The organism is Stenotrophomonas sp. GW821-FHT01H02A (assembly GCF_059422145.1).
Genome location: NZ_JBWKWI010000001.1, coordinates 263263 through 285779, shown reverse-complemented (window position 1 = coordinate 285779; position 22517 = coordinate 263263). Strand labels below are relative to the sequence as shown.

Below are 22517 nucleotides of genomic sequence, written 5' to 3'. Positions count from 1 at the left end.
ACGGCCGCTGCCCCCATCGAATGGACCTGATCATGAACAAGCCCGTCGTACGGATCTCCGCCCTTTCGTTGTCGCTGATGCTGCTTGCCGGCTGCGCCACGACCAGCTTCACCAGCGCGCCGGACTCCCCGGCCCAGAGCCAGGCCCTGGCCCTGATCGAGCAGGGCAAGCCGCGCGATGCGGCGGTCCAGCTGGAAGCACTGGCCAACACCCTGCGCGGCAGTGCCCGCAGTGCCGCACTGGCCGATGCCGCGTTTGCCTGGCACGAAGCCGGCGATGCCACCCGCGCCCGCGCCCTGCTGGCCCAGGTCACCGCGCGCCAGCTCAGTGGCGCCAGCCTGCAGCGCTACCAGCTCACCACCGCCGAACTGGCCCTGGCCGACAAGCAGCCGGCGCAGGCGCTGGCCGCACTGAAAGAATCAGCCGACTCGGTTACGCCGTCGCTGCGGACCCGCTGGCAGCTGGCCCGCGCCAACGCGCTGCAGGCCACCGGTGACAATCTCGGTGCCGCGCTCGAACGTGCCCGTGCGCACGCCGCGCTCACCGGCAAGGCGCGCAGCGACAACCAGCAGGCCATCGCCGGCCTGCTCGGCACGCTGGACGATGCCACCCTGCGCGCGCGCGCGGCGGCACTGCCGGCCAATGAGCCGCTGTACAACTTCGCCGGCCGTGCGCTGATCGCCCGCGGCCTGCCGCTGCCGCGTCCCTTCGATCGCGAAGGTGCCTCGCAGTTCGACACCAACAAGCGCCCGCCGGCGATGAGCGATGGCTACCGCCCGCCGGTCAAGATGGCCGTGCTGCTGCCGCTGAGCGGCCGCCTGGCCACCGCCGCGCAGCCGGTCCGCGATGGCCTGCTCAGCGGCTACTACGGGGAAAGCCGTCGTCGCCCGGACATCCAGTTCATCGATACCGCCGGCACCGCTGCCGGCGCCGTGGCCGCCTACGACAAGGCGGTGACCGCCGGGGCTGATTTCATCGTCGGCCCGCTCGGCCGCGACGAAGTCGACGCCGTGTTCGGCCTCCGCGAGCTGCCGGTACCGGTGCTGGCGCTGAACCGCGGCAAGGACACCCCGCCGGCCGGCAGCGCCGGTTTCTCGCTGGCCCCGGAAGACGACGGCATCATCGCCGCCGAATACCTGCGCGGCCGCGAGCGCGGCAAGGTGCTGGTGATCCACAGCAATGATGACAACGGCCGCCGCGCCGCCGCTGCGTTCCGCGAGCGCTTCGCGCAGCGCGGTGGCCAGGTGGTGGCGACGATCGGCGTCAGCGATACCGTCGGCGACATCGGCGCCCAGGTGCGTGCTGCCGGCGCCGTGGACGGCGTACTGCTCGCCGTGAAAGCACCGCAGGCGCGCGCACTGACCCCGCAGCTGGCGCTGGCCGGTGCAGGCGGTGCGACCCGCGTCGGCACCTCGCAGTTGACCGTCGGTGCCGGCAAGCCGGAAGAAGACATGGCGCTGGACGGCATCGTCTACCCGAACGAAGCCTGGAACGTGCGCGGCGTGCCCGGCCTGCCGGCCGCCTCCACCGCCGGGCAGATCCTGCCCTCGGCGCGCGGCGCCTCCGGCCGCCTGTTCGCGTTCGGTTTCGATGCCTGGAAGATCAGCGCCTACCTGGACAAGGTCGCGACCGAAGGCGGCCTGGCCGGCGCCACCGGCACGCTGTTCCTGGACAGCAACGGCAACGTACTGCGGGTGCCGGCATGGTCGACCTTCAGCGGCGGCCGGCCGATGCCGATCGCCAGCAGCAACTAAGCCGCGTGCCCACCGGGCGCGCAGTGCGTGGCGCGGCGGTGGAAGCCGCCGCGCAGCAACATCTCCGCGATGCCGGGCTGCGCCCGGTTGCGATCAACGCACGTTATCGCCGCGGGGAGATCGACCTGATCATGCGCGACGGCGATGTCGTCGTGTTCGTGGAAGTCCGCTACCGCGCCAGTGCCCGGTTCGGCGGCGGCGCGGCCTCGGTGGACCTGCGCAAGCGACGCAAACTGGTGATCGCCGCGCAATTGTTCCTGCAATCGCATCCCTGGCTGGCCGAGCAGCCCTGCCGCTTCGACGTGGTCGACGCCAGTGGCGAGCCGCCGCAGCTGACCTGGCTGCGCGACGCGTTCCGACTGGAAGACTGCTGATGACCCCTGCCCTGCCCACCGCGTTCGTTGCCACCCTGCATGCACTGCTCGGCGAAGATGGCTGGCGCACGGATGACAGCGCGCGCAACGCGCATGCACAGGACAACTCGTGGCGGCACATGCTGCCGGCGGGTGTCGCTTTCCCCCGCGATCGCGAGCAGGTCGTCGCCCTGGTCCGCGCCTGCCGCGACCACCGCATCGCCCTGGTCGCGCGTGGCGCGGGCACCGGCACCACCGGTGCTGCGGTACCGATCGAAGGCAGCATCGTGCTGTCCTTCGCGCGCATGAACCGCATCCTCGCGATACAACCGGGGGACCGCTGCGCCGTGGTCGAACCCGGCGTGCTCAACGGCGATCTGCAGCAGGCGTTGATGCCGCACGGTCTGTTCTGGCCGCCGGACCCCTCCAGTGCGGAAAACTGCAGCATCGGCGGCAACCTGGCCTGCAATGCCGGCGGCCCGCGCGCGGTGAAGTACGGGACCAGCCGCGACAACGTACTCGGCCTGGTCGCGGTGACCGGCGCCGGTGAGCTGATCACGTGCGGCGGGCCGTACACGAAGGACGCCACCGGTTACGACCTGACCCATCTGCTGGTGGGCAGCGAAGGCACGCTGGCGCTGATCGTCGAGGCCACCCTGAAGCTCACGCCGCTGCCGGTGTCGCAGGCAGGATTGCGCGTGCTGTACCGCGACGCGGACGCCGCGGCGCAGGCGGTCTCGCGGCTGATGGCGCAGCCGGTGGTGCCCACGCGCCTTGAGTTCATGGACGCGCGCAGCCTGGAGCTGCTGCGTCGCAATGGTGCTGAGGTGCCCGAGGCCGGCGCGATGCTGCTGGTGGAGGCCGATGGCGACCACGACACGCTGCCCTATCTGCTGCAGGCCCTGGCCGCGGCCGCCGAAGGCGATGGCCTGATCGCGCTGGACGTGGCGATGGAGGGCCGCGCGCGCGAGACCCTGTGGGCGGCGCGCAAGGCACTGTCACCGGCGCTGCGCAGCATCGCGCCGGGCAAGATCAACGAAGACGTCGTGGTCCCGGTCTCGCGCATTCCCGCGCTGGTCGCCGGGGTGCAGGCGCTGTCGACGGAGTTCGATCTGCCGATCGTCACCTTTGGCCATGCCGGCAACGGCAACCTGCACGTCAACATCCTCTACCACCCGGACGATGCCGGCGAGAACGCACGCGCACACGCAGCGCTGCCGCGGGTGTTCGCGTTGACCCTGGCCCTGGGCGGCACGCTGTCCGGCGAGCACGGCATCGGCCTGGCCAAACGGGCTTTTATGGCGCAGGCATTCAGCCCGGCCACGCTGGCGGCGATGCGCGCGATCAAGGGTGCGTTGGACCCGGATGGGATTCTCAATCCGGGTAAAGTGCTGCCCTCGGTGTGAACTGACCCTACCGGCGTTCGGCGAAGTGCTCGTAGCCACCATCGGTGGCGGCCACATCGGCGCAATGCACGCCCTGCCCTTCCACGATCCGGCCGATGCGGGTCAGCGGCAGGCCCAGCGACGGCGACAATGCCTGGATCGCCTCGCGCTGCGATGGCGCGACGGTGAAGCACAGTTCGTAATCGTCGCCACCGCCCAGCGCGCAGTCACGGGCGCCATCGCGCCCGAGCAACGCACGCAGCGCGCTCGAGATCGGCAAGGCATCGGCATCCACTTCGGCGCGTACGCCGCTGCACGCGGCGATGTGGCCGAGGTCGGCGAGCAACCCGTCGGAGACGTCCACGGCCGCATGCGCGTAGGCACGCAGGCGCAGGCCCAGGGTCACCCGCGGGGTGGGACGCAGCAGGCGCTGGCGCAGTGTTTCGTCGTCGCCGAGCAACGTGGCGACCGCCACCTTCAACCGGTTCTGCTGCCACAGGCGCAGGGCGCCGGCGGCATCACCCAGGGTCCCACTGACCCAGATGTCATCGCCGACCTGCGCCCGGTCACGGCGCAGGGCCTGGCCCGGCGCGACCTGACCCATCGCGGTCACCGACAGCGACAGCGGGCCACGCGTGGTGTCGCCACCGACCAGCACGATGTCGTGCTCGTCGGCCAGTGCGAAAAAGCCATCGGCAAACCCTTCGATCCAGTCCGCGTCGGCCTGCGGCAAGGACAGCGCCAAGGTGCACCACGCCGGGCGGGCGCCCATCGCGGCGAGGTCGGACAGATTCACCGCCAGGGTTTTCCAGCCGATGTCGAAGGCCGGGGTTTCCGCCGGGAAATGCACGCCGCTGTTGAGCGTATCGGCGGTGATCACCAGCTGTTCGCCAGCGCGCGGCTGCAGCAACGCGGCGTCATCGCCGATGCCGAGCACGACATCGGCGCGCACGGTGGTGCGCGCACGGATGCGGTCGATCAGATCAAATTCGGCCAGGGACATGGGGCCGATCAGCCCCCGTTTTCGACCTTGCGCCACTCGACGGAGGCACGGTCCAGCACGCCGTTGACGTAGGTGTGGCCGTGCTCGGAGCCGAAGCGCTTGGCCGATTCGATCGCTTCGTTGATCACCACGCGGTACGGCACGTCCAAGCGGTAACGCATTTCATAGGCAGCCACGCGCAGCGCAGCGCGTTCGATCGCATCCACTTCCTCGATGCCGCGATCCAGATACGGGTCGAGCGCCGCATCCAGGTCCTTGCGGTTGTCGAGCACGCCGTGCACCAGCGCTTCGAAGTAGGCCAGGTCGGCGATTTCGCGGGCCTGCTCGTGGGCGAACTGGGCGATCACGCTCTGCGCGTTGCCGCCGGAGATCTGCCACGCATAGATGGCCTGCAGCGCGCGCCGACGGGCGCGCGAGCGCAGCACCGGGTCGACGCCATCACGGCGGACGGGCTTACCGGAGAGCTTGCCCTGGTTTGACTTGTTCATGGCAGCTGCTCCAGAAGATTGACCATTTCCAACGCCGTCAGTGCGGCTTCCTCACCCTTGTTGCCGTGACTGCCACCCGCGCGGGCTTCGGCATCCTCGACCCGCTCCACCGCGAGCACGCCATTGAGCACCGGCACGCCGAAATCCAGCTGCACGCGCATCAGGCCCTCGGCACAGCGGTCGGCCACGTGTTCGTAATGGCGGGTATCGCCGCGGATCACGCAGCCCAGGGTGATGATCGCGGCATGCTGATGGGCCGCCGCCAGACGCGCGGCGACCAGCGGCAGTTCCCACGCGCCGGGCACGCGGATCACGTCGATGGCGGACTCGTCGATCCCGTTGCCGGCCAGGCTCTGGCGCGCGCCGGCCACCAGCACATCGGTGATGCGGGCATTCCAGCGGCTGGCGAGGATGGCGAAACGGGCCTTTTCCGGAGTACGGAGGTCGCCTTCGTAATGGCTCATGTTCGGCGTGGGGTCCATTTAGTAGGTGAATATTCTAGCGCATGGCCGCGTGCAGCCGGTCACCGCGCATTACGGGACGGGTCGGGTGAAAAAGCCCCCTGAGTCAGGGGGCTACCGCGAAGCGGCGGGGGCCAGGAGGATGGTAAGAGGGGCCCGCGGTTTGCGAAGCAGATCGTGCGGCGTCAGCGCGCATGCAATGACGTGTTCTCCACCGTCTCGACCACTTCCAGCCCATACCCAGTCAGACCGATCTGGCAGCGTGAGGTGCCCAGCACGCGCAGTTTGCCCAGGCCCAGGTCGGACAGGATCTGCGCCCCGGCACCGTGGCGGCGCCACTGGCTCACATCCTTGTCCTTGCCCGGCACCACCGGTTGCGGCTGCTGGCGCAGGCGGGCCAGCAGGCTGTCGGTGTCGCGCGGGGCCGACAGCACCACCATCACACCACGCTCGGCCGCCGCGATCGCGCGGAGTGCATCGGTGGAGGCCTCGAAATCGTCGCGGCGCCAGTGCAGCAGATCGGCGAGCGGGTTTTCGACCTGCACCCGCACCAAGGTCGGCTCGGTATCCGGGGTGCCGCGGACCAGCGCGAAATGCAGGTCATGGGCAATCCGATCGCGGTAGGTCACCAGCGTGAACGGGCCGAATTCGGTCTCGATCTCGCGCTCGTCCACCCGCTCAACCGTCTTCTCGGTGGCCAGGCGGTAAGCGATCAGGTCGGCGATGGAACCCATCTTCAGGCCGTGCTCGCGGGCGAACACTTCCAGCTCCGGGCGGCGCGCCATGCTGCCGTCGGGATTCAGGATCTCCACCAGCACGCCGGCCGGCTCCAGTCCGGCCAGCATGGCCAGATCGACGCCGGCTTCGGTATGCCCGGCGCGGGTCAGCACGCCGCCCGGCTGGGCGATCAGCGGGAAGATGTGGCCCGGCCGATGCAGGTCGACCGGCTTGGCGGCCGGCTTCACCGCAGTGCGGATGGTGTGCGCACGGTCATATGCCGAGATGCCGGTGGTGACGCCTTCGGCGGCCTCGATGCTGACCGTGAAGTTGGTCTGGAACTGCGCGGTATTGGCCTGCACCATCGGGGCCAAGCCCAGGTCGGCCGCACGCTCGCGGGTCAGCGGCAGGCACACCAGCCCACGGCCGTGGGTGACCATGAAGTTGATGTCCGACGGCTTGACCAGCGCGGCAGCCATGATCAGGTCGCCTTCGTTCTCGCGGTCTTCGTCATCGACGATGACGACCATGCGGCCGAGGCGGATGTCCTCGAGGATCTCGGGAATGGGGGCGAAATTCATGCGCGTGCTCCTGCACCCAGCAAACGTTCAACGTAGCGGGCAACCAGATCGATTTCAAGATTGACCGTGCTGCCCACGACAGTGGCGGCGAAGGCGGTGTTGGCGGCAGTCTGCGGAATGAGGGCGACCTCGAAGCCCTGCTCGTCCACCTCGTTGACCGTCAGGCTGACCCCGTCCACGCAGATCGAGCCCTTCTTGGCGATGTAGCGCAGCAACGCGGCCGGCGCGGCGAAACGCCAGCGCTGGGCACGCGCGTCGTCATGCACCGACAGCACCTGGCCCAGGCCATCGACATGGCCACTGACCAGATGCCCGCCCAGGCGATCAGTGGGACGCATGGCGCGTTCGAGGTTGATGACGGCGCCGTCGGCCAGCTGACCCAGCGTGGTCAGGCCCAGGGTCTCGGTCGAGGCGTCAGCCTGGAAGCTGGCGGCGTCATGGGCGATGACGGTGAGGCAGACCCCGTTGATGGCGATACTCTCGCCCATCTGCACGTTCTCGAACGGCAGGGTGCCCACGTTGAAGGTGAAGCGGACATCGCCGCCAAGGGTCTCGCGTGCGGCCAGACGGCCGACGCCTTCGATGATTCCAGTAAACAAGTAACGTTCTCCGCGGAAAGTGAGCGAAAAACGCCGCAAGGCATATAGGCGCACGCCGGGCACCAGGCCCGGCCGCACCGTCTTCTTTCATCCGGACTATACCGTCGGCTCCGGCATCGGACCGGATCTGCTGACCCTCCCGGAGAAACGGGAAGCGCTCGCGGGCTCGTGCTTGCGCACCTACCGCCGGTGGGGAATCGCACCCCGCCCTGAAGACGTTTGTGTACCGGCGAACCGGCCCGCCTAGTGTAGCAGGGCACCCTGACTGGGGGCTTTAAGTTAAATAAGTGTTAAGATCATCACCTGACCACGGCGCCTCCTGGCTGGCAGGTGCGTGCGTCGGTTACTGATCGGGCCGCGGCCCCGCGCCGCGCCATGATCGAACGGGTCCCGCAAGGGGCCCGTTTTTTATGGGCGCAACACCAGACGCAGGTCCGTCCCCACCTGCCGCTGGTCCACCACCCGCAGCCGGCGTTGCTGTTTCATCGCGTGGATGCCCAGGCCGGACAGCAGCGGCAGGCCATGCTCGCCGAGCAGCGTCGGGGCCTGGTAGAGCAGCAGTTCGTCGACCCAGCCGCCGGCCAGCAGCGCGCCGGCCAAGGTCGCGCCGGCTTCGGTGTGCACCTCATTGATGCCGCGCTCGGCCAGCAGCGCCAGCACCGCACCCAGGTCCAGGCGACCCTCCACGCTGGGCACGCTGGCGAAGTCGGCATCGGCCGCATCCGGTGGACTGACCGCGGCGTCATGCACATACAGCGTCGGCGCCCCACCCTCGCGCACCCGGGCGCATTGCAGCGAGCGCAGCCGCGCATCGAGCACCACGCGCAGCGGCGGCAGCACCTCGGTATCGGCCAGGCGCACGGTCAACATCGGATCGTCGGCCAGCACCGTGGCCGCACCGGTGAGAATCGCGCCGGCACGTGCACGCCAGTGCTGCACGTCCTCGCGCGCGGCCGCGCCGGTGATCCATTTGGAGCGGCCATCGGCCATCGCCGTGCGCCCGTCCAGGCTGGCAGCCAGCTTCACCCGTACCCACGGGCGACCACGCGCGATCCGGGAGAGGAAGCCGTGGTTGAGTTCACGCGCCTGCGCGGCCATCAGCCCTTCGGCCACCTCGATGCCGGCCTGGCGCAGCAACACGAACCCGCCGCCATCGACCTTCGGGAAGGGATCGCGCATCGCTGCGACCACGCGGCTGACGCCAGCGTCGATCAGGGCCAGTGCACACGGCGGTGTGCGGCCGTGGTGCGCGCACGGCTCCAGGGTGACGTAGGCGGTGGCACCGCGGGCCTGTTCGCCGGCCTGGCGCAGCGCGAACACTTCCGCGTGCGGGCCACCGGTGCGCTGGTGCCAGCCCTCGCCGGCCACGACCTCATCACGGGCGATCACGCAGCCGACCATCGGATTGGGCCGCGCGGTGTACGCGGCACATTCGGCCAGGCGCAATGCGTGCGCCATGTGCTGGTGGTCGAGGGCGGAAAATTCGGTCATGGCGAAGCTCATCTGGCGACAGTCGTGCAGCCGCGATGGTAGCCCAGCCGGGCTGGCCGCGATGCGGCGGGGCTCAGCCCTTTTTCTTCTTCGTCAGCGCGATCACATCGCCCAGCAGCTGCAGCTGTTCGGTGCTGGAGGGCAGTTCGCGTTCAAGCTTCTCGATCTCCTCGCGGAAATCGGCCACGTCTTCGAAGCTGCGGTACACCGAGGCAAAGCGCACGTAGCCGACATGGTCGAGCTTGCGCAGTTCGTTCATCACGAACTCGCCGACCTTGATCGACGGAATTTCGCGTTCGCCACAGATGCGCGCCTGCTGCATCACCGCGCGCACCGCCAACTCGATCTTGTCTTCGGGGACCGGGCGCTTCTGCAGCGCACGATCAAAGCCACTGCGGACCTTGCGGGCGTCAAAGGCCTCGCGGCTGCCGTCGCTCTTGACGATCGCCGGCAGCTTCAGTTCGATGGTTTCCAGGGTGCTGAAGCGCTCGTTGCAGGCCTCGCACTCGCGGCGACGCCGGATCGTCGCGCCGTCTTCAGAGACGCGCGAATCGATCACACGGGTGTCGGCATGCTGGCAGAACGGACAGTACATGGAACGCCTTGCATCAGGAAAACGTCATACCGTGGTCACGGCAGCGTCGCAACGGTACCTGAGAGGGACCGGCTACAGCAAATGGCGGGGGCCAGAGGCCAGCCCCGTCTAGGTGGACTGCCAACGCACCCACAGCAGGTGCGCCGCGCAGGAGAGCATCGGAATGCCGGGCAGCAGCAGGATCAGGGCGGCAGCCAGCGCCGACGGTGCGGCGACATCAAGGTGAAACAGCGCCTGCAGCATGCCGCCCCAGGTCACGGCCGTCGCCACGATGCCGAGCAACAGGAAGGCCCATCCCGCCGGGCACGCGCGCAGCGCCCCGGCGCCACCGCGCCACCAGCGCGCACCACGCGACAACCAGCAGACTGACGCTGGCGAACCAGGCAACCGCCCAGCCAGGCATGTCGCCCGGCCCACCGTATTGATGCAGCACGTCGCGCAGGCACAGCCCGACCACGGTACAGACCGCCACGGCATGCGGGACACCAAACAAGCCCAGGTGCAGCAGCATCGAGCGCCGCTGTCGATGGTGAGGCGCCATCCGGTCAGGTTCCCGGGGTCCGCCGCAGTTGCACCAGCCGGACAGCAGGCCATGCCATCGGCGGCCCGGCCAGCAGCAGGATCAGCCCCATCGGGCCCGCAGTGGCGTGCCAGAACGCCATCCCCACGACCGGCACCGAAGCAAGCATGCCTATCCACAGCGCGGTCCACGCCCAAGGGCCACTCGCGCGCAGCCCGTCGCGGCCATGACGCAGGTAGCGGCAACTCAACCACAGCCAGCCCACGATCCCGATCAGGCCGGCCGCCCCCCAGCCGCCAATCACCAGGCGCGAGGCCCGGTCCAGATAGGCCGGCTCGACGAATGCGACCCAGACCCCGATGGCGGCGAAGGTGCCACCGCCAGCCATCCCCACGATGCCGCAGACCAGGGCCAGCACGGCGTAAGTACGCCGTTGCCGGCCCTCGTCCATGTCAACCGTAGACCGGGTACTTGCGGCACTGCGCGCTGACGGCATCGCGCACGCGGGCGATCACGGCCTCGTCAGCCGGGGCGTCGAGCACGTCGGCGATCCAGTTGGCCAGGTCCACGCAGTCCTGCTCCAGGTAACCACGCGTGGTGACCGCCGGGGTGCCCAGGCGCAGGCCCGAGGTCACGAACGGCGAACGCGGGTCGTTCGGCACCGAGTTCTTGTTGACGGTGATGTGGGCCAGGCCGAGCGCGGCTTCCGCATCCTTGCCGGAGACATCCTTGCCGATCATGTCGACCAGCATCAGGTGGTTCCGGGTGCCGCCGGAGACGATCTTGTAGCCGCGCGCGATCAGCGTGTCGGCCATCGCCTGGGCGTTCTTCACCACCTGCTGCTGGTAAGCCTTGAAGCCCGGCTCCAGTGCTTCCTTGAAGGCCACGGCCTTGCCGGCGATGACGTGCATCAGCGGGCCGCCCTGGATGCCCGGGAACACGATGGACTGCAGCTTCTTCTGCAGCTCTTCGCTGGCGCCCTTGGCGATGATGATGCCGCCACGCGGGCCGCGCAGGGTCTTGTGGGTGGTGGAGGTGACCACGTGGGCGTGCGGCAGCGGGCTCGGGTAGACGCCGGCGGCGACCAGGCCGGCCACGTGCGCCATGTCCACGAACAGGTAGGCACCGACCTTGTCGGCGATGGCGCGGAAGCGTGCCCAGTCCACTACCTGCGAGTAGGCCGAGAAGCCGGCCACGACCATCTTCGGCGTGTGCTCCAGGGCCAGGCGCTCGACCTCGTCATAGTCGATCAGGCCGGCTTCGTTCACGCCGTACTGGATGGCGTTGAACAGCTTGCCCGAGGCATTGACCTTGGCACCGTGGGTCAGGTGACCGCCGTGGGCCAGGCTCATGCCCAGGATGGTATCGCCCGGCTGCAGCAGCGCGAAATACACGGCCTGGTTGGCCTGCGAACCGCTGTGCGGCTGCACGTTGGCGTAGTCGGCATCGAACAGCTGCTTGAGGCGATCGATGGCCAGCTGCTCGGCGATATCCACGTATTCGCAGCCACCGTAGTAGCGCTTGCCCGGATAGCCTTCGGCGTACTTGTTGGTCAGCTGGCTGCCCTGGGCTTCCATCACCGCCGGGCTGGTGTAGTTCTCGCTGGCGATCAGCTCGACATGGTCTTCCTGGCGCTGGGTTTCGGCGGCGATGGCCTTGGCCAGTTCGGGATCGTAGGTTTCGATGCGGACGTCACGCGAGAACATCGGTTACTCCAGGCAGGCAGAGGGGGTACAGCGCGAGCCTTGGATTGTAGTCCCCGGGCACGGGGCTGACCAATGCAGGGGCCATGCTGCGGATTCGCGACCGGTACGCCTGCGGGTGATCCGGGCGCCCGCCTCCGCAACGAACGACGGCGCCCCGAGGGACGCCGTCCAGGAACAGGCCGCGCGGTGGCCGCGTTACCGGTTGATCACGTAGTCGGCAATGATGCCGGTGGCGATGGCGACCAGCAGCAGGTTGCCGCGGTCGTCGCGGATCCACTGGTGGTCGCGCGGCGGGCGGCGTACCGAGTAGCGGCTGTAATCGTTGACCACGTACACCGGGCCACCGTAGTACTCACGGTAGCGATGGCCACGGGCCCAGCCGTAGGAGCCATAGCCCGGTGCCGGACGGTAGTAGCCCCGGTTGTCATAACGGCGGTCGTAGCGACGGTCATGGCGGACTTCGCGGCGGTCGTCGCGCCAGTGCCGGCGATCATGCCGGTCATCCCGACGGTCATCGCGCCACTCACGGCGGTCATGGCCGCGGCCACGATGGTCATCGGCGAAGGCCGGGGCCGCGGTGCCCAAGGCCAGCAGCGAGGCCACGGCCCCGACCACAAATCGATTCATGCGCATGATTGGCCTCGCTCGATGGATTGATGGCTCCATCATGCGCACGCCATCTGAACGCTCTCCGGCTGGAAACGGTTTCCAATTCAACGCCTTTGACCCCGCATTCAGGCGGCGGCAAGCCCTGCGGTCCGGGACGCCCGGCGGCACGGACCGCTTCCGGCTATAATCGGACCATCCTTTTCTTCCATCTGTTCCTGTTCCGTCTGGAACGGGCGCAGGGTTGCGCCTTCGGAGACCTCATGTCCTCGCAATACATCTACACCATGAACCGCGTCAGCAAGGTGGTCCCGCCCAAGCGGCAGATCATCAAGGACATCTCGCTGTCGTTCTTCCCGGGTGCCAAGATCGGCCTGTTGGGCCTGAACGGCGCCGGCAAGTCCACGGTGCTCAAGATCATGGCCGGCGTGGACACCGATTTCGAGGGCGAAGCCCGCCCGCAGGCCGGCATCAAGGTCGGCTACCTGGCCCAGGAACCGGAGCTGGACCCGACCAAGACCGTGCGTGAAGCGGTCGAGGAAGGCGTCGGCGAGGTGCTGCAGGCCCAGGCCCAGCTGGATGCCGTCTACCTGGCCTATGCCGAGGAAGGGGCCGACTTCGACAAGCTGGCCAAGGAACAGGAGCGCCTGGAGGCGATCCTCGCCGCCGGCGATGCGCACACCCTGGAAAACCAGCTGGACGTGGCCGCCGATGCGCTGCGCCTGCCGCCGTGGGATGCCGTGATCGGCAAGCTCTCCGGTGGTGAAAAGCGCCGCGTGGCGCTGTGCCGCCTGCTGCTGCAGAAGCCGGACATGCTGCTGCTCGACGAACCGACCAACCACCTGGACGCCGAGTCGGTGGAATGGCTGGAACAGTTCCTGGCGCGCTACACCGGCACCGTCGTGGCGGTCACCCATGATCGCTACTTCCTGGACAACGCCGCCGAGTGGATCCTGGAACTGGACCGCGGCCGCGGCATTCCGTGGAAGGGCAACTACACCGATTGGCTGATGCAGAAGGACGAGCGCCTGAAGCAGGAAGACAACCAGGAGAAGTCCCGCCAGAAGGCGATCCAGAAGGAACTGGAGTGGTCGCGCCAGAACGCCAAGGGCGGCCGCACCAAGGGCAAGGCCCGTCTGGCCCGCCTGGAAGAGCTGCAGTCGGTGGATTACCAGAAGCGCAACGAGACCAATGAAATCTTCATCCCGCCGGGCGAGCGTCTGGGCGCCTCGGTGATGGAGTTCAAGAACGTCTCCAAGAAGTTCGGCGACCGTCTGCTGTTCGACGAGCTGAGCTTCCTGGTGCCGGGTGGCGCGATCGTGGGCATCATCGGCCCCAACGGTGCCGGTAAGTCGACCCTGTTCAAGATGATCACCGGCCAGGAAAAGCCGGATTCGGGCGAAATCACCGTCGGCCCGACCGTCAAGCTGTCCTACGTGGACCAGAGCCGCGACGCGCTGGAGGGCAACCACAACGTGTTCCAGGAAATCGCCGGCGGCCTGGACATCCTCAACATCAACGGCATCGAGATCCAGTCGCGCGCCTACATCGGCCGCTTCAACTTCAAGGGCCAGGATCAGCAGAAGCTGGTCGGTTCGCTGTCCGGTGGTGAGCGTGGCCGCCTGCACATGGCCAAGACCCTGCTGCAGGGTGGCAACGTGCTGCTGCTCGATGAACCGTCCAACGATCTGGACATCGAAACCCTGCGTGCGCTGGAAGATGCGCTGCTGGAGTTCCCGGGCAACACCTTCGTGATTTCGCATGACCGCTGGTTCCTGGATCGCATCGCGACCCACATCCTGGCGTTCGAAGGCGACTCGCACGTGGAGTTCTTCCAGGGCAACTACCGCGAGTACGAAGAAGACAAGCGCCGCCGCATGGGCGACGACGCCGCGCCGAAGCGCCTGCGCTTCAAGGCGCTGAAGTAAGGCAACCGGAAAGGCCGCGCTCGCGCGGCCTTTCTCATTTCGGTAGGTCACCACCGTTGGTGGTGACGCTTTGAAGCGTACCGACCAACGGTCGGTACCCACCACCAACGGTTTGAGATTTCGCGATGTCCCTCCCCGAGCGCCTGTTCCAGCTGCAGCAGCACGGTACCTCCGTGCGCACCGAACTGCTGGCCGGCCTGACCACCTTCCTGACGATGTCCTACATCGTCTTCGTCAACCCGGACATCCTGGGTACTACCGGCATGGACCCGGGCGCGGTGTTCGTCGCCACCTGCCTGGCTGCCGCACTGGGCTCGCTGGTGATGGCGTTCGCGGCCAACTTCCCGGTCGGCATGGCCCCGGGCATGGGCTTGAATGCCTTCTTCGCCTTCACCGTGGTCGGTGCGGCCGGCCTGCCCTGGCAGCAGGCACTGGCGGCCGTCTTCATATCGGGACTGGTGTTCCTGGTGCTGTCACTGACCGGCGTGCGCGCCTGGCTGGTGGCGGGCATTCCCGCCTCGCTGCGGGCGGCGATCGTGGCCGGCATCGGCCTGTTCCTGGCGATCATCGCGCTGCAGAAGTCCGGCGTGATCATCGCCAACACCGACACCCTGGTCGCGCTGGGTCCGCTCAACACCGCGCCGCCGCTGCTGGCGCTGGCCGGCTTCCTGCTGATCGCGATCCTCGAGGCCCGCAACGTGCGCGGCGCGATCCTGATCGGGATCCTGGCCGTCACCGGTGCGGCCTGGCTGCTCGGTGACGTGCAGTTCCACGGCCTGATCTCGCTGCCGCCGAGCCTGGCGCCGACCTTCCTGCAGCTGGACCTGCCCGGCCTGCTGCATCACGACGGCGGCGCACCGATCGCGGTGCTGCTGCAGGTGGTGCTGGTCTTCGTACTGGTGGAAGTGTTCGATGCCACCGGCACGTTGTACGGCGTGGTCGATCGCGCCGGCCTGCTGAAGCTGCCGGGCGCGCAGAAGCGGTTCGGCCGGGCACTGCTGGCCGACAGCACCGCGATCGTGGCCGGCTCCCTGCTCGGGACCAGCAGCACCACCGCATTCGCTGAAAGCGCTTCAGGCGTGCAGGCGGGTGGCCGCACCGGACTGACCGCGCTGGTGGTGGCGGCACTGTTCCTGGCCGCGTTGCTGTTCTCGCCGTTGGCGGCGATGGTGCCCGGCTATGCCACCGCCCCTGCCCTGCTGTTCGTGGCCGGGTTGATGCTGCGCGAGCTGGTCGATGTGGAATGGGGCGACCTGACCGAATCAGTGCCGGCCGCACTGTGTGCGCTGGCGATGCCGTTCACCTACTCCATCGCCAATGGCCTGGCCTTCGGCTTCATCGCCTATGCGGTGCTGAAGGCCGGCACCGGGCGCTGGCGCGCAGTGCATCCGGCGGTATGGCTGGTGGCGGGGCTGTTCGTGCTGCGCTACGCGCTGGAGTGATCGACACGCCGATCAGGCCCAGGACGGCCGCAGCTGGCCGTCTGCGGCGAAGCGATAACGGCCTTCGTACCAACCGATGGCAAACAGGCTGAGCACCTGCTCGTAATAGCGCGGCGGCGCGGCGCGCTGCTGCTCCGGTGTCGGCAGCGCAGCGACCATTGCCTTGGTGCGTTCGGCCTCGCCCTGCGCCTGCAGGTACGGCACCAGGGCCGCCTGGAAACCGTAGTTGCCGGTGCCTTCGCGTATGCCGGTGAGCGTGTTGACCTTCTCCGGCATCGGCTGGCCCTCGCGCAGGGTGCTCAGCGGGCCGTGCAGCGCATCCAGAACCGAGCGGAAACTGGAATCGTTCACGGCGGTCATGCCTGCCCACAGATAGCAGCGGATGGCGTCGTAACTGCCGAGCGGACCCTTGTCCGGATCAGCGATGTAGCCGCCGTCGCGCCACGCGGTCCAGTCCGGCACAAAGCCGTGGGGTGCGGTATCGCGCAGCAGGCGGACGCTGTTGCCGATCACGGTGGTCCACGGCCCGCTCGGATCAAGCGCGGCGAAGCGGCGCAGCAGCGGCAACGGCAGGTAGCTGGGGTTGAACCGCCACGTGTCTTCCGTCGCAAATCCTTTGGGCCCAGGCATCAACATCGTGCCCAGGCCCGGCACATCGACCAGCTCCTGCACCTGGATCGCCGCCAGCATCGCCTCGGCGGTCTGCCGCAGCGCCGGCCGTTTCCACAACCGCGCTGCCTCGTGCAGGGTATAGGCCAGCCAGACATCCGAGTCGCTGGCGGGATTGTCGTCGAGCACCTTCCATGCATTGGCCGTGGTGTCGCGCCCCCACAGCCAGGCCGGCAGGCGCTGGGCCATGCTGCCGCCGGCGAGGTTGTTCTCGGTCCAGCGCAGGAGGCGATCGAACAGCGGCTGGTCGTTGTCCACCAGCGCGAAAAACAGCGCGTAGGACTGGCCTTCGGAGGTCGAACGCTGGTCGGCGTTGTTGTAGTCGACCATGCGCCCGTCCGGGGTCACGCTGGAGGCACGCATCACCTGCCAGGCCGTCCACGGGCCGGGCCCGCGCGCCGGGCCGTTGGCCGAGCAGGCCAGCAGCGGAGTAACGGCCAGCGCCTGCAACAGGCGGCGGCGCATCCGATGGAACGATGGGGACTCAGTCACGGACATCAGCCTCTTCGCAGCAGGAACCTGGCAAGCCTGCGGGACGCCCGCTGCCAGGTAAAGCCTGGCAGCGGGCCGGTCATCAACGCATGACGGTAATCATTCACCCGACGCGTACGGCGAGCGCAGCGGCTGCGGCTGCTTGCCCAGCCCGGCGCCGAGGCGGTCGAGCAGGAAGCGCAGGTACAGGCTGGTGCCGAACTGCCGGTAGTCACGCGCGTTGTTGAACTCCATGCGCCCGCCCAGGAACAGCTGCGAAGATAGCTGCCATTCGGCCGCGACGCTGAGGTTGTAGGACACGCCGGTCTTGGTCTGGCCGGTATAGACGGGGTCCACGTACGCGGTGGTCAGTCCCAACAACGCAGCCATCGAGGCGGCCTCGTAGGCAGCCTGCTGCATCGCCGGATCGGTCGGGAAGTACGGCGCGGCGTCTTCCTTGAAGTGCTGTACGCCGACGCTGGTATCCAGCTGCCACGCCACGCGGCCGCTGGAAGTACGCCCGTTCCAGTGCACCGGGAAGCCGACATCCACATAGCGCTGCGGGCTGAAGTAACCGCCATGTCCGTAGGTGAAGCCGCTGAGGTTGCGGTCGTACTGCATCGCGGTCAGGTTGAGGCCGGCGGTCAGCGACTGGTTGTCGGTCTCCAGGGCGTGCACGTAGACGCCCACGCCGACTTCCTGGCGATCGTTGTCGGCCACGTTCTCGCCTTCCAGGCGATGCCAGGACGCGCTGGCGTAGCCGCCCAACTGACCGTTGTCGACGGTCGCGGCGAGCTTGGCGCCGCTCGCGGTCACCCCGCCCCAGCGCAGCCCGTTGCGCCCGTCTTCCACGCCGGCGAAGGACAGCAGGCTGTCGGTCACCGCGCGGCGCGAGGCTTCGCCGGACCAGGTCAGCGCGTCGCCGATCTGACCGCGGTAGCCGATGCCGCCGACGATCTGCGTGTCATCGAAGCCGAGCGGCGTGCTGCCGACATCGGCACGGAAGCCACCCCGCTCATAGCCCACCGAGACACCGGCGCCGCTGGCATCCTGGGAACTCATGCGGCGCGCGCCGGCGGCATTGGCCACCATCGCGTACAAAGTGTCCTGGAACGCCTGCGGTGTCTGTGAGCCACCGCCGCCCTGGGCCAGGGTCTTGAGCTGGGCCTGCTCGGCCGCGCTCAGCCCGCGCACCAGGCCGGCATTGCCCAGTACCTGGGTGGCGATGTCGCTGATCGGAGTATTGGCCAGATCGCGGCTGAGGATGTAACTCGGCAGCGGATCGGCGAACAGCAGCGCACGTGCGGCAGCGGCACGTTCTGCCTGGGTGAGCGAACCGTCGGTCTGGTTGAACAGTTCCTGGTAGCGGCCGTTGTCCAGCGCGCGGTCGTAGATCAGATTGCGGGTCGCGTTACTTTCGCCACGGGTCAACAGCGTCTGGTACAGCGACGAGCCAACCAGATCATCGACCGGCATGCGGTCAGCGGCCAGCGCCCCGGCCAGGGCGGCCTGCGGGCCACCGCCGAAGCGGCTGGCGCTGGTGTACTCGGGATCCGGGCGCCCCGCATCGAGCACGGTCGGGGTGATGGCCACCTTGAGCTTGCCGTCGCCGACCGCGAACTGCCCTTCCAGCGGCACCTGCAGGTCATCGAGCTGGCCCATGCCGGCTTCGCCAGCGCGGGTGCGATACGCCGCGCCGACCGCCAGGCTGCTGCTGTTCTCGGCCTTGAGCGCGCGCAGTTCATCGAGCACGCCGTTGCCGGTGGTGGCCGGCGGCAGCGGACCAAGCGCGGTATTGCGCGAGGCGCGCGGCGCACTCGCCTGGCTGGGCACCTGGCGCGAGCCGGGCACCGGCAACGGCAGGGCGACACCGCCGCTGGCCGCGGCCGTGGCCATGACCGGTTCCGGCAGGTCATCGGCATCGATTACCGGGGCGACGCTTGCCGGGGCCCGGCTCATGCCCATCGCCGGGCCGGCGTACATCGGCAGAGGTTCGGCAGCCAGGCGGGCAGTCGCGGCCGGCAGTGGCAGACCACCATCGCGCAGCGCTGCGGTACGGGTGCCACCGCCACGGTTGAGACCGGCGAACGGATTGAAGCTGCCACCGCTGGCCAGCATCGCGGTGCTGGCCTGCGGGTAGCCATTGTCGAGCTGGCCGCTGCCCTTCGCGGCGGCGGCCAGCGACGCGCGGAAGTAGCTTTCGGCGCGGCGGTTCTTGCCCGCGGCGCGATACACACGTCCTGCGGCGGCCAGCACCTCCGGCGACTCCGGCGCCTGTTTGAGCGCGCGCTCCAGATACTGTTCGGCCAGGTCCATGTCGCGCATTGCCGCGGCACTGCCGGCAGCGGCAACCATCGCATCCAGATCGCCTGGGGCCAGCTGCAACTGCTGCTGGTACAGCGCCAGGGCCTGGCCGTTGTCGCCTGCGGCGGCATACAGGCGCGCCAGAGCCGCGATGTTGCGCGGGTCCTGCGGGCGCTCGGCCAATGCCGGGGCCAACACCGCGTATGCGCCTTCAAGATTGCCAAGCTCCCGCAGGGCATCGACCTGCCGCAGCACGTAACCGCTGCGCAGATCGTTCAAGCGGGTCTGCTGGCTGGCCGAGAGCGGCACGTCGGCGAGCTGGCGCAGGATCGCGGCGACCTCGCCATCGCGACCGGCGCGCAGCAGCACCGAGGCATATTCCAGGCGGTTGTCGACGCTGGACGAACCGCCTTCGATCAGGTGCTGCGCGAGCACCAGGGCGCGCTGCTGGCTGCCGATGTCGGCGTAGGCACCGGCCAACGCGGCCACGATGGCCGGGTTCTTGACCCGGTCGCCAAGGGCGGCTTCGGCGCGGGCCAGCAACAGCTGCGCTTCGCCGCTGCGCTGGCGCTGCATGAGCGAACGCGCCTGGGCGGCCTGCACCTGCACCCACGCGGTGTCGTGCAACGCGGTCATTTCCGAATCACGCGAAGCGGTGGGAATGCGTTCCAGCAACGCATACGCGCGCGGCCAGTCGCTGTTTTCCTGGACGAACAGGGCCTGGGCATACAGCGAGGTCGCCGAGCTGTCATCCAGCGCGCGCAGGCCTTCGATCACGCCGTTGGCCTGGTCGGGGCGGCCGGCACGCTTGTACAGCCGCGCCAGTTCCAATCGCAGCCATGGATCACGCGGCTGTACCAGCAATGCATCTTCCAGCTCGATCTGCGCCATCTCGATGCTGCCCTCGGCCAGCGCCTGCTGCGCGCGGGCACGGGCCAGGTTGGCGCGCAGCACGGACTGGCCACCGGCGCTTTCCTGCTGGGCCGGAGTCAGGCGGTCGAACAGCGCGGCCGCCTCATCGGCGCGGCCCAGGCGACCCAGCAGACCGACCAGGCCCTGCAGGGCGCCGGCGTTGCCGGCATCCAGTTCCAGCGCCTTGCGGTAGCTGCGTTCGGCCGCAGCCGGATCGCTGCCACTCTGCAGGTCGGCCAGCGCGACATAGCCGGCCGGTTCCTTGGGCTGCAGCGCGATGACCTGCTGCACGCGGGTGATGGCATCGGCGCCGGGCTGGCGACGCACCTCCTGCAGGGTCAGCCAGTAGCGCGCGGCATCGGCCGCGCTTCGCCACTTGCCGTTGATCGCAGCCGCCGGGCGCAGCAGTTCATTGGCCTCGCCAAAGCGCTCCTGGCGCAGGCGCACCGAGCCCAGGCCACCGAGTGCCTCGGCATCGCGCGGACGCGCGCGCAGCACCTGGGCGAAACGGGCTTCAGCCTGGGCCAGGTTGTTGCCGTCCAAAGCACGGAAGCCTTCGCCCAGCAGTCGCTGGTTCGGGTCCTGCGGCACCGGGCGGTTGGCGATGGCCTGTTCGCGCAGCTGCGCCTGCTTGGCCGCCACCTCGCGGTCATTCGGCACCACCTCCAGGAAGGCCTGGTACAGCGGCGCATCGGCGGTGGTGGCGTTGAGCCACAGCAGCGCCTGGCGCCAGGCCGCGCGTGCGGGGCCGGCGGTGTCGTTGGCCTGGCTGAGCGTGCGCAGCTGGGCGATGCCTTCGCGGCGGGTCGGCTCGCGGTAGGTCAGCACCTGCGCCAGCGCGAGCTTGGCCGGGTTGTTGTTGCCGGTGGCGATGCGGCGCAGGCCATCGCGCGCACGCGTCCAGCCTTCCGGCGTGCCAGCCAGTACCTGGTAGTACTCCAGCGCCAGATCATTGGGCGGGCCGCCCGCACCGAACGCTTCGTCGTAGGCGCGCACCGCTTCGACATAGCGACCGGCCGCCGCCGCGCGACGCGCGGTCTGCAGCTGGTTGCCACCACCGCCACCGCCGAGCGCCATGCGCAGGCGCGTGGTCTGCGCCGAGGACGGATGACGTGCCTGCAACTGCTGCAGCCGCTTCTGCGCCTCGGCACGGCGGCCCTGGTTGAGGTCGATCAGGCCCAGGCCCAGCAGTGCATCGGCCTGGTTGGGGTCGGTGGCCAGCAGCTTGCGCCAGGCATCGGCGGCCAGATCCTCGCGGCCCTGGTCCTGCCAGTAGTTGCCTTGGCTGACCAGCTGCTGCGTCGACGACGCGTTCTGCGCGAAGGCCGGCACGGTCAGCACGCACAGGCCGACCAGGCAAAGGGGGGTCAGGGTCTTGCGGAACATGGCGAACTCCACGCGGGCAGCAGTCGCCCATCGGCAGAAAAACGGTAGCGGCGATCCATCCAGCCCTTGCCGAACAGCACCAGGGCACGATCGTAATAGTTGAGGGTGCCGGCCGCGGGAATCCGCGCCAGCTGCGCCTTGGCCAGCGCGGGCTGCCCGAGGGCACTGAGGTAGGGCAGCAGCGCGGCGGCAAAGCCCGGCGACGGTGCGCCGGTGCCGACGCCGCGACGCGTATCGATCTTCTCGGCAAAGCCGGTCTGTGCACGCAGCAGAGATGCCGGGCCGGACAAGCCGTCCAGCAGCGTGCGCCGCAATGGATCGGCCGGATCGGTCATCCCCGCCCACAGATAGCAGCGGATGGCATCGTAGCTGCCGTTCGCGCCTTTGCCCGGGTCGACCACGAAGGCCTTGCCGTTCCAGGCGATCCAGTCCGGCGCGAAACCAACCGGTGCACTGGCCCGCGTCATCGCCACGCTGCGTTCGGCCAGCCGCGCCCACGGGCCGCGCGCATCAACGGCGGCAAAGCGGCGCAGCACGAACAGCGGCAGGTAGCTGGGGTTGAGCGTCCAGCGGTCGGCATGGACGAAGCCGCGGTTTCCTGGCAGCAGCATCGGTCCGAAGCCGGGCAGCTCGACGACTTCGGCCGTACGCATCAGCGCCAGCGTCTGCCGGCCGGCTTCGACCAGGCCGGGGCGCTTCCACAACCGTCCGGCTTCAAGCAGTGCGTAGGCGATCCACAGCTCACCGTCGGAGGCGGTGTTGGTATCGAGCAAGCGGAACTGGCCATCGGCTGCCCGGCCCCACAGCCACGCCGGCAGATTGAGATCGGCACGGCCACGGCAGAGATGACGGCGGGTCCAGGCCAGAATCCGATCAAACAGGATCGGATCATTGTCCACCAGGGCGAAGAACAACCCGTAGGACTGCGATTCGGAGGTGCTGCGCAGGTCGGTATTGAGATGATCGACCACGCGGCCGTCCGGCTCGATATGCCGATCGACAAACGCGCGCCACTCGCGCCAAGGCGTGCCGCAGGCCTGTGCCAGGGCAGTGAGCGGCAGCACGGCGGCGGCACCGGCCGCCGCCATCGCCTGCAGAAAGCGCCTGCGCGCGGGCGCCAGCACGGGGACGGACGGGTCGCGCATG

At 68.7% G+C, this 22517-nt stretch carries 19 protein-coding genes and 1 riboswitch; of the genes, 5 read left to right on the top strand and 14 right to left on the bottom strand.

Features of this window, described 5'->3' with window-relative positions; genetic code table 11:
* Positions 1-32: 32 nt before the first annotated feature.
* The 3 genes from AC07WC_RS01265 to AC07WC_RS01255 are packed head-to-tail and all read left to right on the top strand — an operon-like array spanning position 33 to position 3513.
* The gene (locus tag AC07WC_RS01265; protein ID WP_495208449.1) at positions 33-1754 is read left to right on the top strand and encodes a penicillin-binding protein activator; all 1722 of its coding nucleotides are present in this window, start codon (positions 33-35) and stop codon (positions 1752-1754) included.
* Complete coding sequence (locus AC07WC_RS01260; protein WP_495208448.1) at positions 1703-2128, top strand: YraN family protein; 426 nt, start codon at positions 1703-1705, stop codon at positions 2126-2128. Before AC07WC_RS01265 ends, AC07WC_RS01260 begins: the two co-directional genes overlap by 52 nt.
* Positions 2128-3513: an FAD-binding oxidoreductase gene (locus AC07WC_RS01255; RefSeq protein WP_495208447.1), complete on the top strand. Its 1386-nt coding sequence runs from the start codon at positions 2128-2130 to the stop codon at positions 3511-3513. The genes AC07WC_RS01260 and AC07WC_RS01255 overlap by 1 nt, the downstream gene beginning before the upstream one ends.
* 7 nt (positions 3514-3520) lie before the next feature.
* Here AC07WC_RS01255 and thiL read toward each other — a convergent pair whose 3' ends face one another.
* The 11 genes from thiL to AC07WC_RS01200 all read right to left on the bottom strand — a co-directional run bounded on the left by thiL (position 3521) and on the right by AC07WC_RS01200 (position 12286).
* Positions 3521-4489 (bottom strand): thiamine-phosphate kinase, encoded by a 969-nt coding sequence (gene thiL, locus AC07WC_RS01250; RefSeq protein ID WP_495208759.1) that lies wholly within the window; start codon positions 4487-4489, stop codon positions 3521-3523.
* Between the two features lie 14 nt (positions 4490-4503).
* Positions 4504-4983 (bottom strand): transcription antitermination factor NusB, encoded by a 480-nt coding sequence (gene nusB / locus AC07WC_RS01245; protein ID WP_495208446.1) that lies wholly within the window; start codon positions 4981-4983, stop codon positions 4504-4506.
* Positions 4980-5447, bottom strand: a complete 468-nt coding sequence (gene ribH / locus AC07WC_RS01240) for a 6,7-dimethyl-8-ribityllumazine synthase (RefSeq protein WP_019182514.1) — start codon at positions 5445-5447, stop codon at positions 4980-4982. Before ribH ends, nusB begins: the two co-directional genes overlap by 4 nt.
* A 182-nt stretch (positions 5448-5629) precedes the next feature.
* Positions 5630-6742, bottom strand: coding sequence for a 3,4-dihydroxy-2-butanone-4-phosphate synthase (gene ribB / locus AC07WC_RS01235; RefSeq protein WP_495208445.1), 1113 nt, complete (start codon positions 6740-6742; stop codon positions 5630-5632).
* A complete protein-coding gene (locus tag AC07WC_RS01230; RefSeq protein WP_495208444.1) occupies positions 6739-7341 on the bottom strand; it encodes a riboflavin synthase in 603 nt (200 codons plus the stop codon). The genes ribB and AC07WC_RS01230 overlap by 4 nt, the downstream gene beginning before the upstream one ends.
* 75 nt (positions 7342-7416) lie before the next feature.
* Positions 7417-7562, bottom strand: a riboswitch (FMN riboswitch).
* A 187-nt stretch (positions 7563-7749) separates the two neighbouring features.
* Entirely contained in the window at positions 7750-8832 is a 1083-nt protein-coding gene (gene ribD / locus AC07WC_RS01225; protein WP_495208443.1) for a bifunctional diaminohydroxyphosphoribosylaminopyrimidine deaminase/5-amino-6-(5-phosphoribosylamino)uracil reductase RibD, read from the bottom strand.
* 73 nt (positions 8833-8905) lie between these two features.
* Complete coding sequence (gene nrdR / locus AC07WC_RS01220; RefSeq protein ID WP_019182518.1) at positions 8906-9427, bottom strand: transcriptional regulator NrdR; 522 nt, start codon at positions 9425-9427, stop codon at positions 8906-8908.
* Positions 9428-9535: 108 nt separating this feature from the next.
* Positions 9536-9784: a hypothetical protein gene (locus AC07WC_RS01215; RefSeq protein WP_495208442.1), complete on the bottom strand. Its 249-nt coding sequence runs from the start codon at positions 9782-9784 to the stop codon at positions 9536-9538.
* 188 nt (positions 9785-9972) lie between these two features.
* Entirely contained in the window at positions 9973-10398 is a 426-nt protein-coding gene (locus AC07WC_RS01210; protein WP_495208441.1) for a hypothetical protein, read from the bottom strand.
* Between the two features lies 1 nt (position 10399).
* On the bottom strand, positions 10400-11653 hold the full coding sequence (glyA, locus tag AC07WC_RS01205; RefSeq protein WP_495208440.1) for a serine hydroxymethyltransferase: 1254 nt from the start codon (positions 11651-11653) through the stop codon (positions 10400-10402).
* 195 nt (positions 11654-11848) lie between these two features.
* On the bottom strand, positions 11849-12286 hold the full coding sequence (locus AC07WC_RS01200; protein ID WP_495208439.1) for an RcnB family protein: 438 nt from the start codon (positions 12284-12286) through the stop codon (positions 11849-11851).
* A 236-nt stretch (positions 12287-12522) separates the two neighbouring features.
* Here AC07WC_RS01200 and ettA point away from each other — a divergent pair, with 236 nt between their 5' ends.
* The gene (gene ettA / locus AC07WC_RS01195; RefSeq protein WP_346472138.1) at positions 12523-14187 is read left to right on the top strand and encodes an energy-dependent translational throttle protein EttA; all 1665 of its coding nucleotides are present in this window, start codon (positions 12523-12525) and stop codon (positions 14185-14187) included.
* Between the two features lie 125 nt (positions 14188-14312).
* On the top strand, positions 14313-15629 hold the full coding sequence (locus AC07WC_RS01190; RefSeq protein ID WP_495208438.1) for an NCS2 family permease: 1317 nt from the start codon (positions 14313-14315) through the stop codon (positions 15627-15629).
* Positions 15630-15641: 12 nt separating this feature from the next.
* On the opposite strand, the gene bcsZ (AC07WC_RS01185) is transcribed toward AC07WC_RS01190, so the two are convergent.
* From bcsZ (AC07WC_RS01185) to bcsZ (AC07WC_RS01175), 3 genes are all read right to left on the bottom strand, one after another.
* Positions 15642-16763 carry a cellulose synthase complex periplasmic endoglucanase BcsZ gene (gene bcsZ, locus AC07WC_RS01185; protein ID WP_495208758.1) on the bottom strand — a complete coding sequence of 374 codons (1122 nt, stop codon included), beginning with the start codon at positions 16761-16763 and terminating at the stop codon, positions 15642-15644.
* Between the two features lie 126 nt (positions 16764-16889).
* A complete protein-coding gene (locus tag AC07WC_RS01180; RefSeq protein WP_495208437.1) occupies positions 16890-21371 on the bottom strand; it encodes a cellulose biosynthesis protein BcsC in 4482 nt (1493 codons plus the stop codon).
* Complete coding sequence (gene bcsZ / locus AC07WC_RS01175) at positions 21353-22516, bottom strand: cellulose synthase complex periplasmic endoglucanase BcsZ (protein ID WP_495208436.1); 1164 nt, start codon at positions 22514-22516, stop codon at positions 21353-21355. Before bcsZ (AC07WC_RS01175) ends, AC07WC_RS01180 begins: the two co-directional genes overlap by 19 nt.
* Position 22517: the final 1 nt, after the last annotated feature.

Excerpts from the sequence above, each read along its gene's own strand:
- AC07WC_RS01265 (WP_495208449.1), top strand. The coding sequence starts at position 33 with ATGAACAAGCCCGTCGTACGGATCTCCGCCCTTTCGTTGTCGCTGATG.
- AC07WC_RS01260 (WP_495208448.1), top strand. The coding sequence starts at position 1,703 with ATGGTCGACCTTCAGCGGCGGCCGGCCGATGCCGATCGCCAGCAGCAA.
- AC07WC_RS01255 (WP_495208447.1), top strand. The coding sequence starts at position 2,128 with ATGACCCCTGCCCTGCCCACCGCGTTCGTTGCCACCCTGCATGCACTG.
- nusB (WP_495208446.1), bottom strand. The coding sequence starts at position 4,983 with ATGAACAAGTCAAACCAGGGCAAGCTCTCCGGTAAGCCCGTCCGCCGT.
- ribH (WP_019182514.1), bottom strand. The coding sequence starts at position 5,447 with ATGAGCCATTACGAAGGCGACCTCCGTACTCCGGAAAAGGCCCGTTTC.
- ribB (WP_495208445.1), bottom strand. The coding sequence starts at position 6,742 with ATGAATTTCGCCCCCATTCCCGAGATCCTCGAGGACATCCGCCTCGGC.
- ribD (WP_495208443.1), bottom strand. The coding sequence starts at position 8,832 with ATGACCGAATTTTCCGCCCTCGACCACCAGCACATGGCGCACGCATTG.
- nrdR (WP_019182518.1), bottom strand. The coding sequence starts at position 9,427 with ATGTACTGTCCGTTCTGCCAGCATGCCGACACCCGTGTGATCGATTCG.
- AC07WC_RS01210 (WP_495208441.1), bottom strand. The coding sequence starts at position 10,398 with ATGGACGAGGGCCGGCAACGGCGTACTTACGCCGTGCTGGCCCTGGTC.
- glyA (WP_495208440.1), bottom strand. The coding sequence starts at position 11,653 with ATGTTCTCGCGTGACGTCCGCATCGAAACCTACGATCCCGAACTGGCC.
- AC07WC_RS01200 (WP_495208439.1), bottom strand. The coding sequence starts at position 12,286 with ATGCGCATGAATCGATTTGTGGTCGGGGCCGTGGCCTCGCTGCTGGCC.
- ettA (WP_346472138.1), top strand. The coding sequence starts at position 12,523 with ATGTCCTCGCAATACATCTACACCATGAACCGCGTCAGCAAGGTGGTC.
- AC07WC_RS01190 (WP_495208438.1), top strand. The coding sequence starts at position 14,313 with ATGTCCCTCCCCGAGCGCCTGTTCCAGCTGCAGCAGCACGGTACCTCC.
- bcsZ (WP_495208758.1), bottom strand. The coding sequence starts at position 16,763 with ATGCGCCGCCGCCTGTTGCAGGCGCTGGCCGTTACTCCGCTGCTGGCC.
- AC07WC_RS01180 (WP_495208437.1), bottom strand. The coding sequence starts at position 21,371 with ATGTTCCGCAAGACCCTGACCCCCCTTTGCCTGGTCGGCCTGTGCGTG.
- bcsZ (WP_495208436.1), bottom strand. The coding sequence starts at position 22,516 with ATGCGCGACCCGTCCGTCCCCGTGCTGGCGCCCGCGCGCAGGCGCTTT.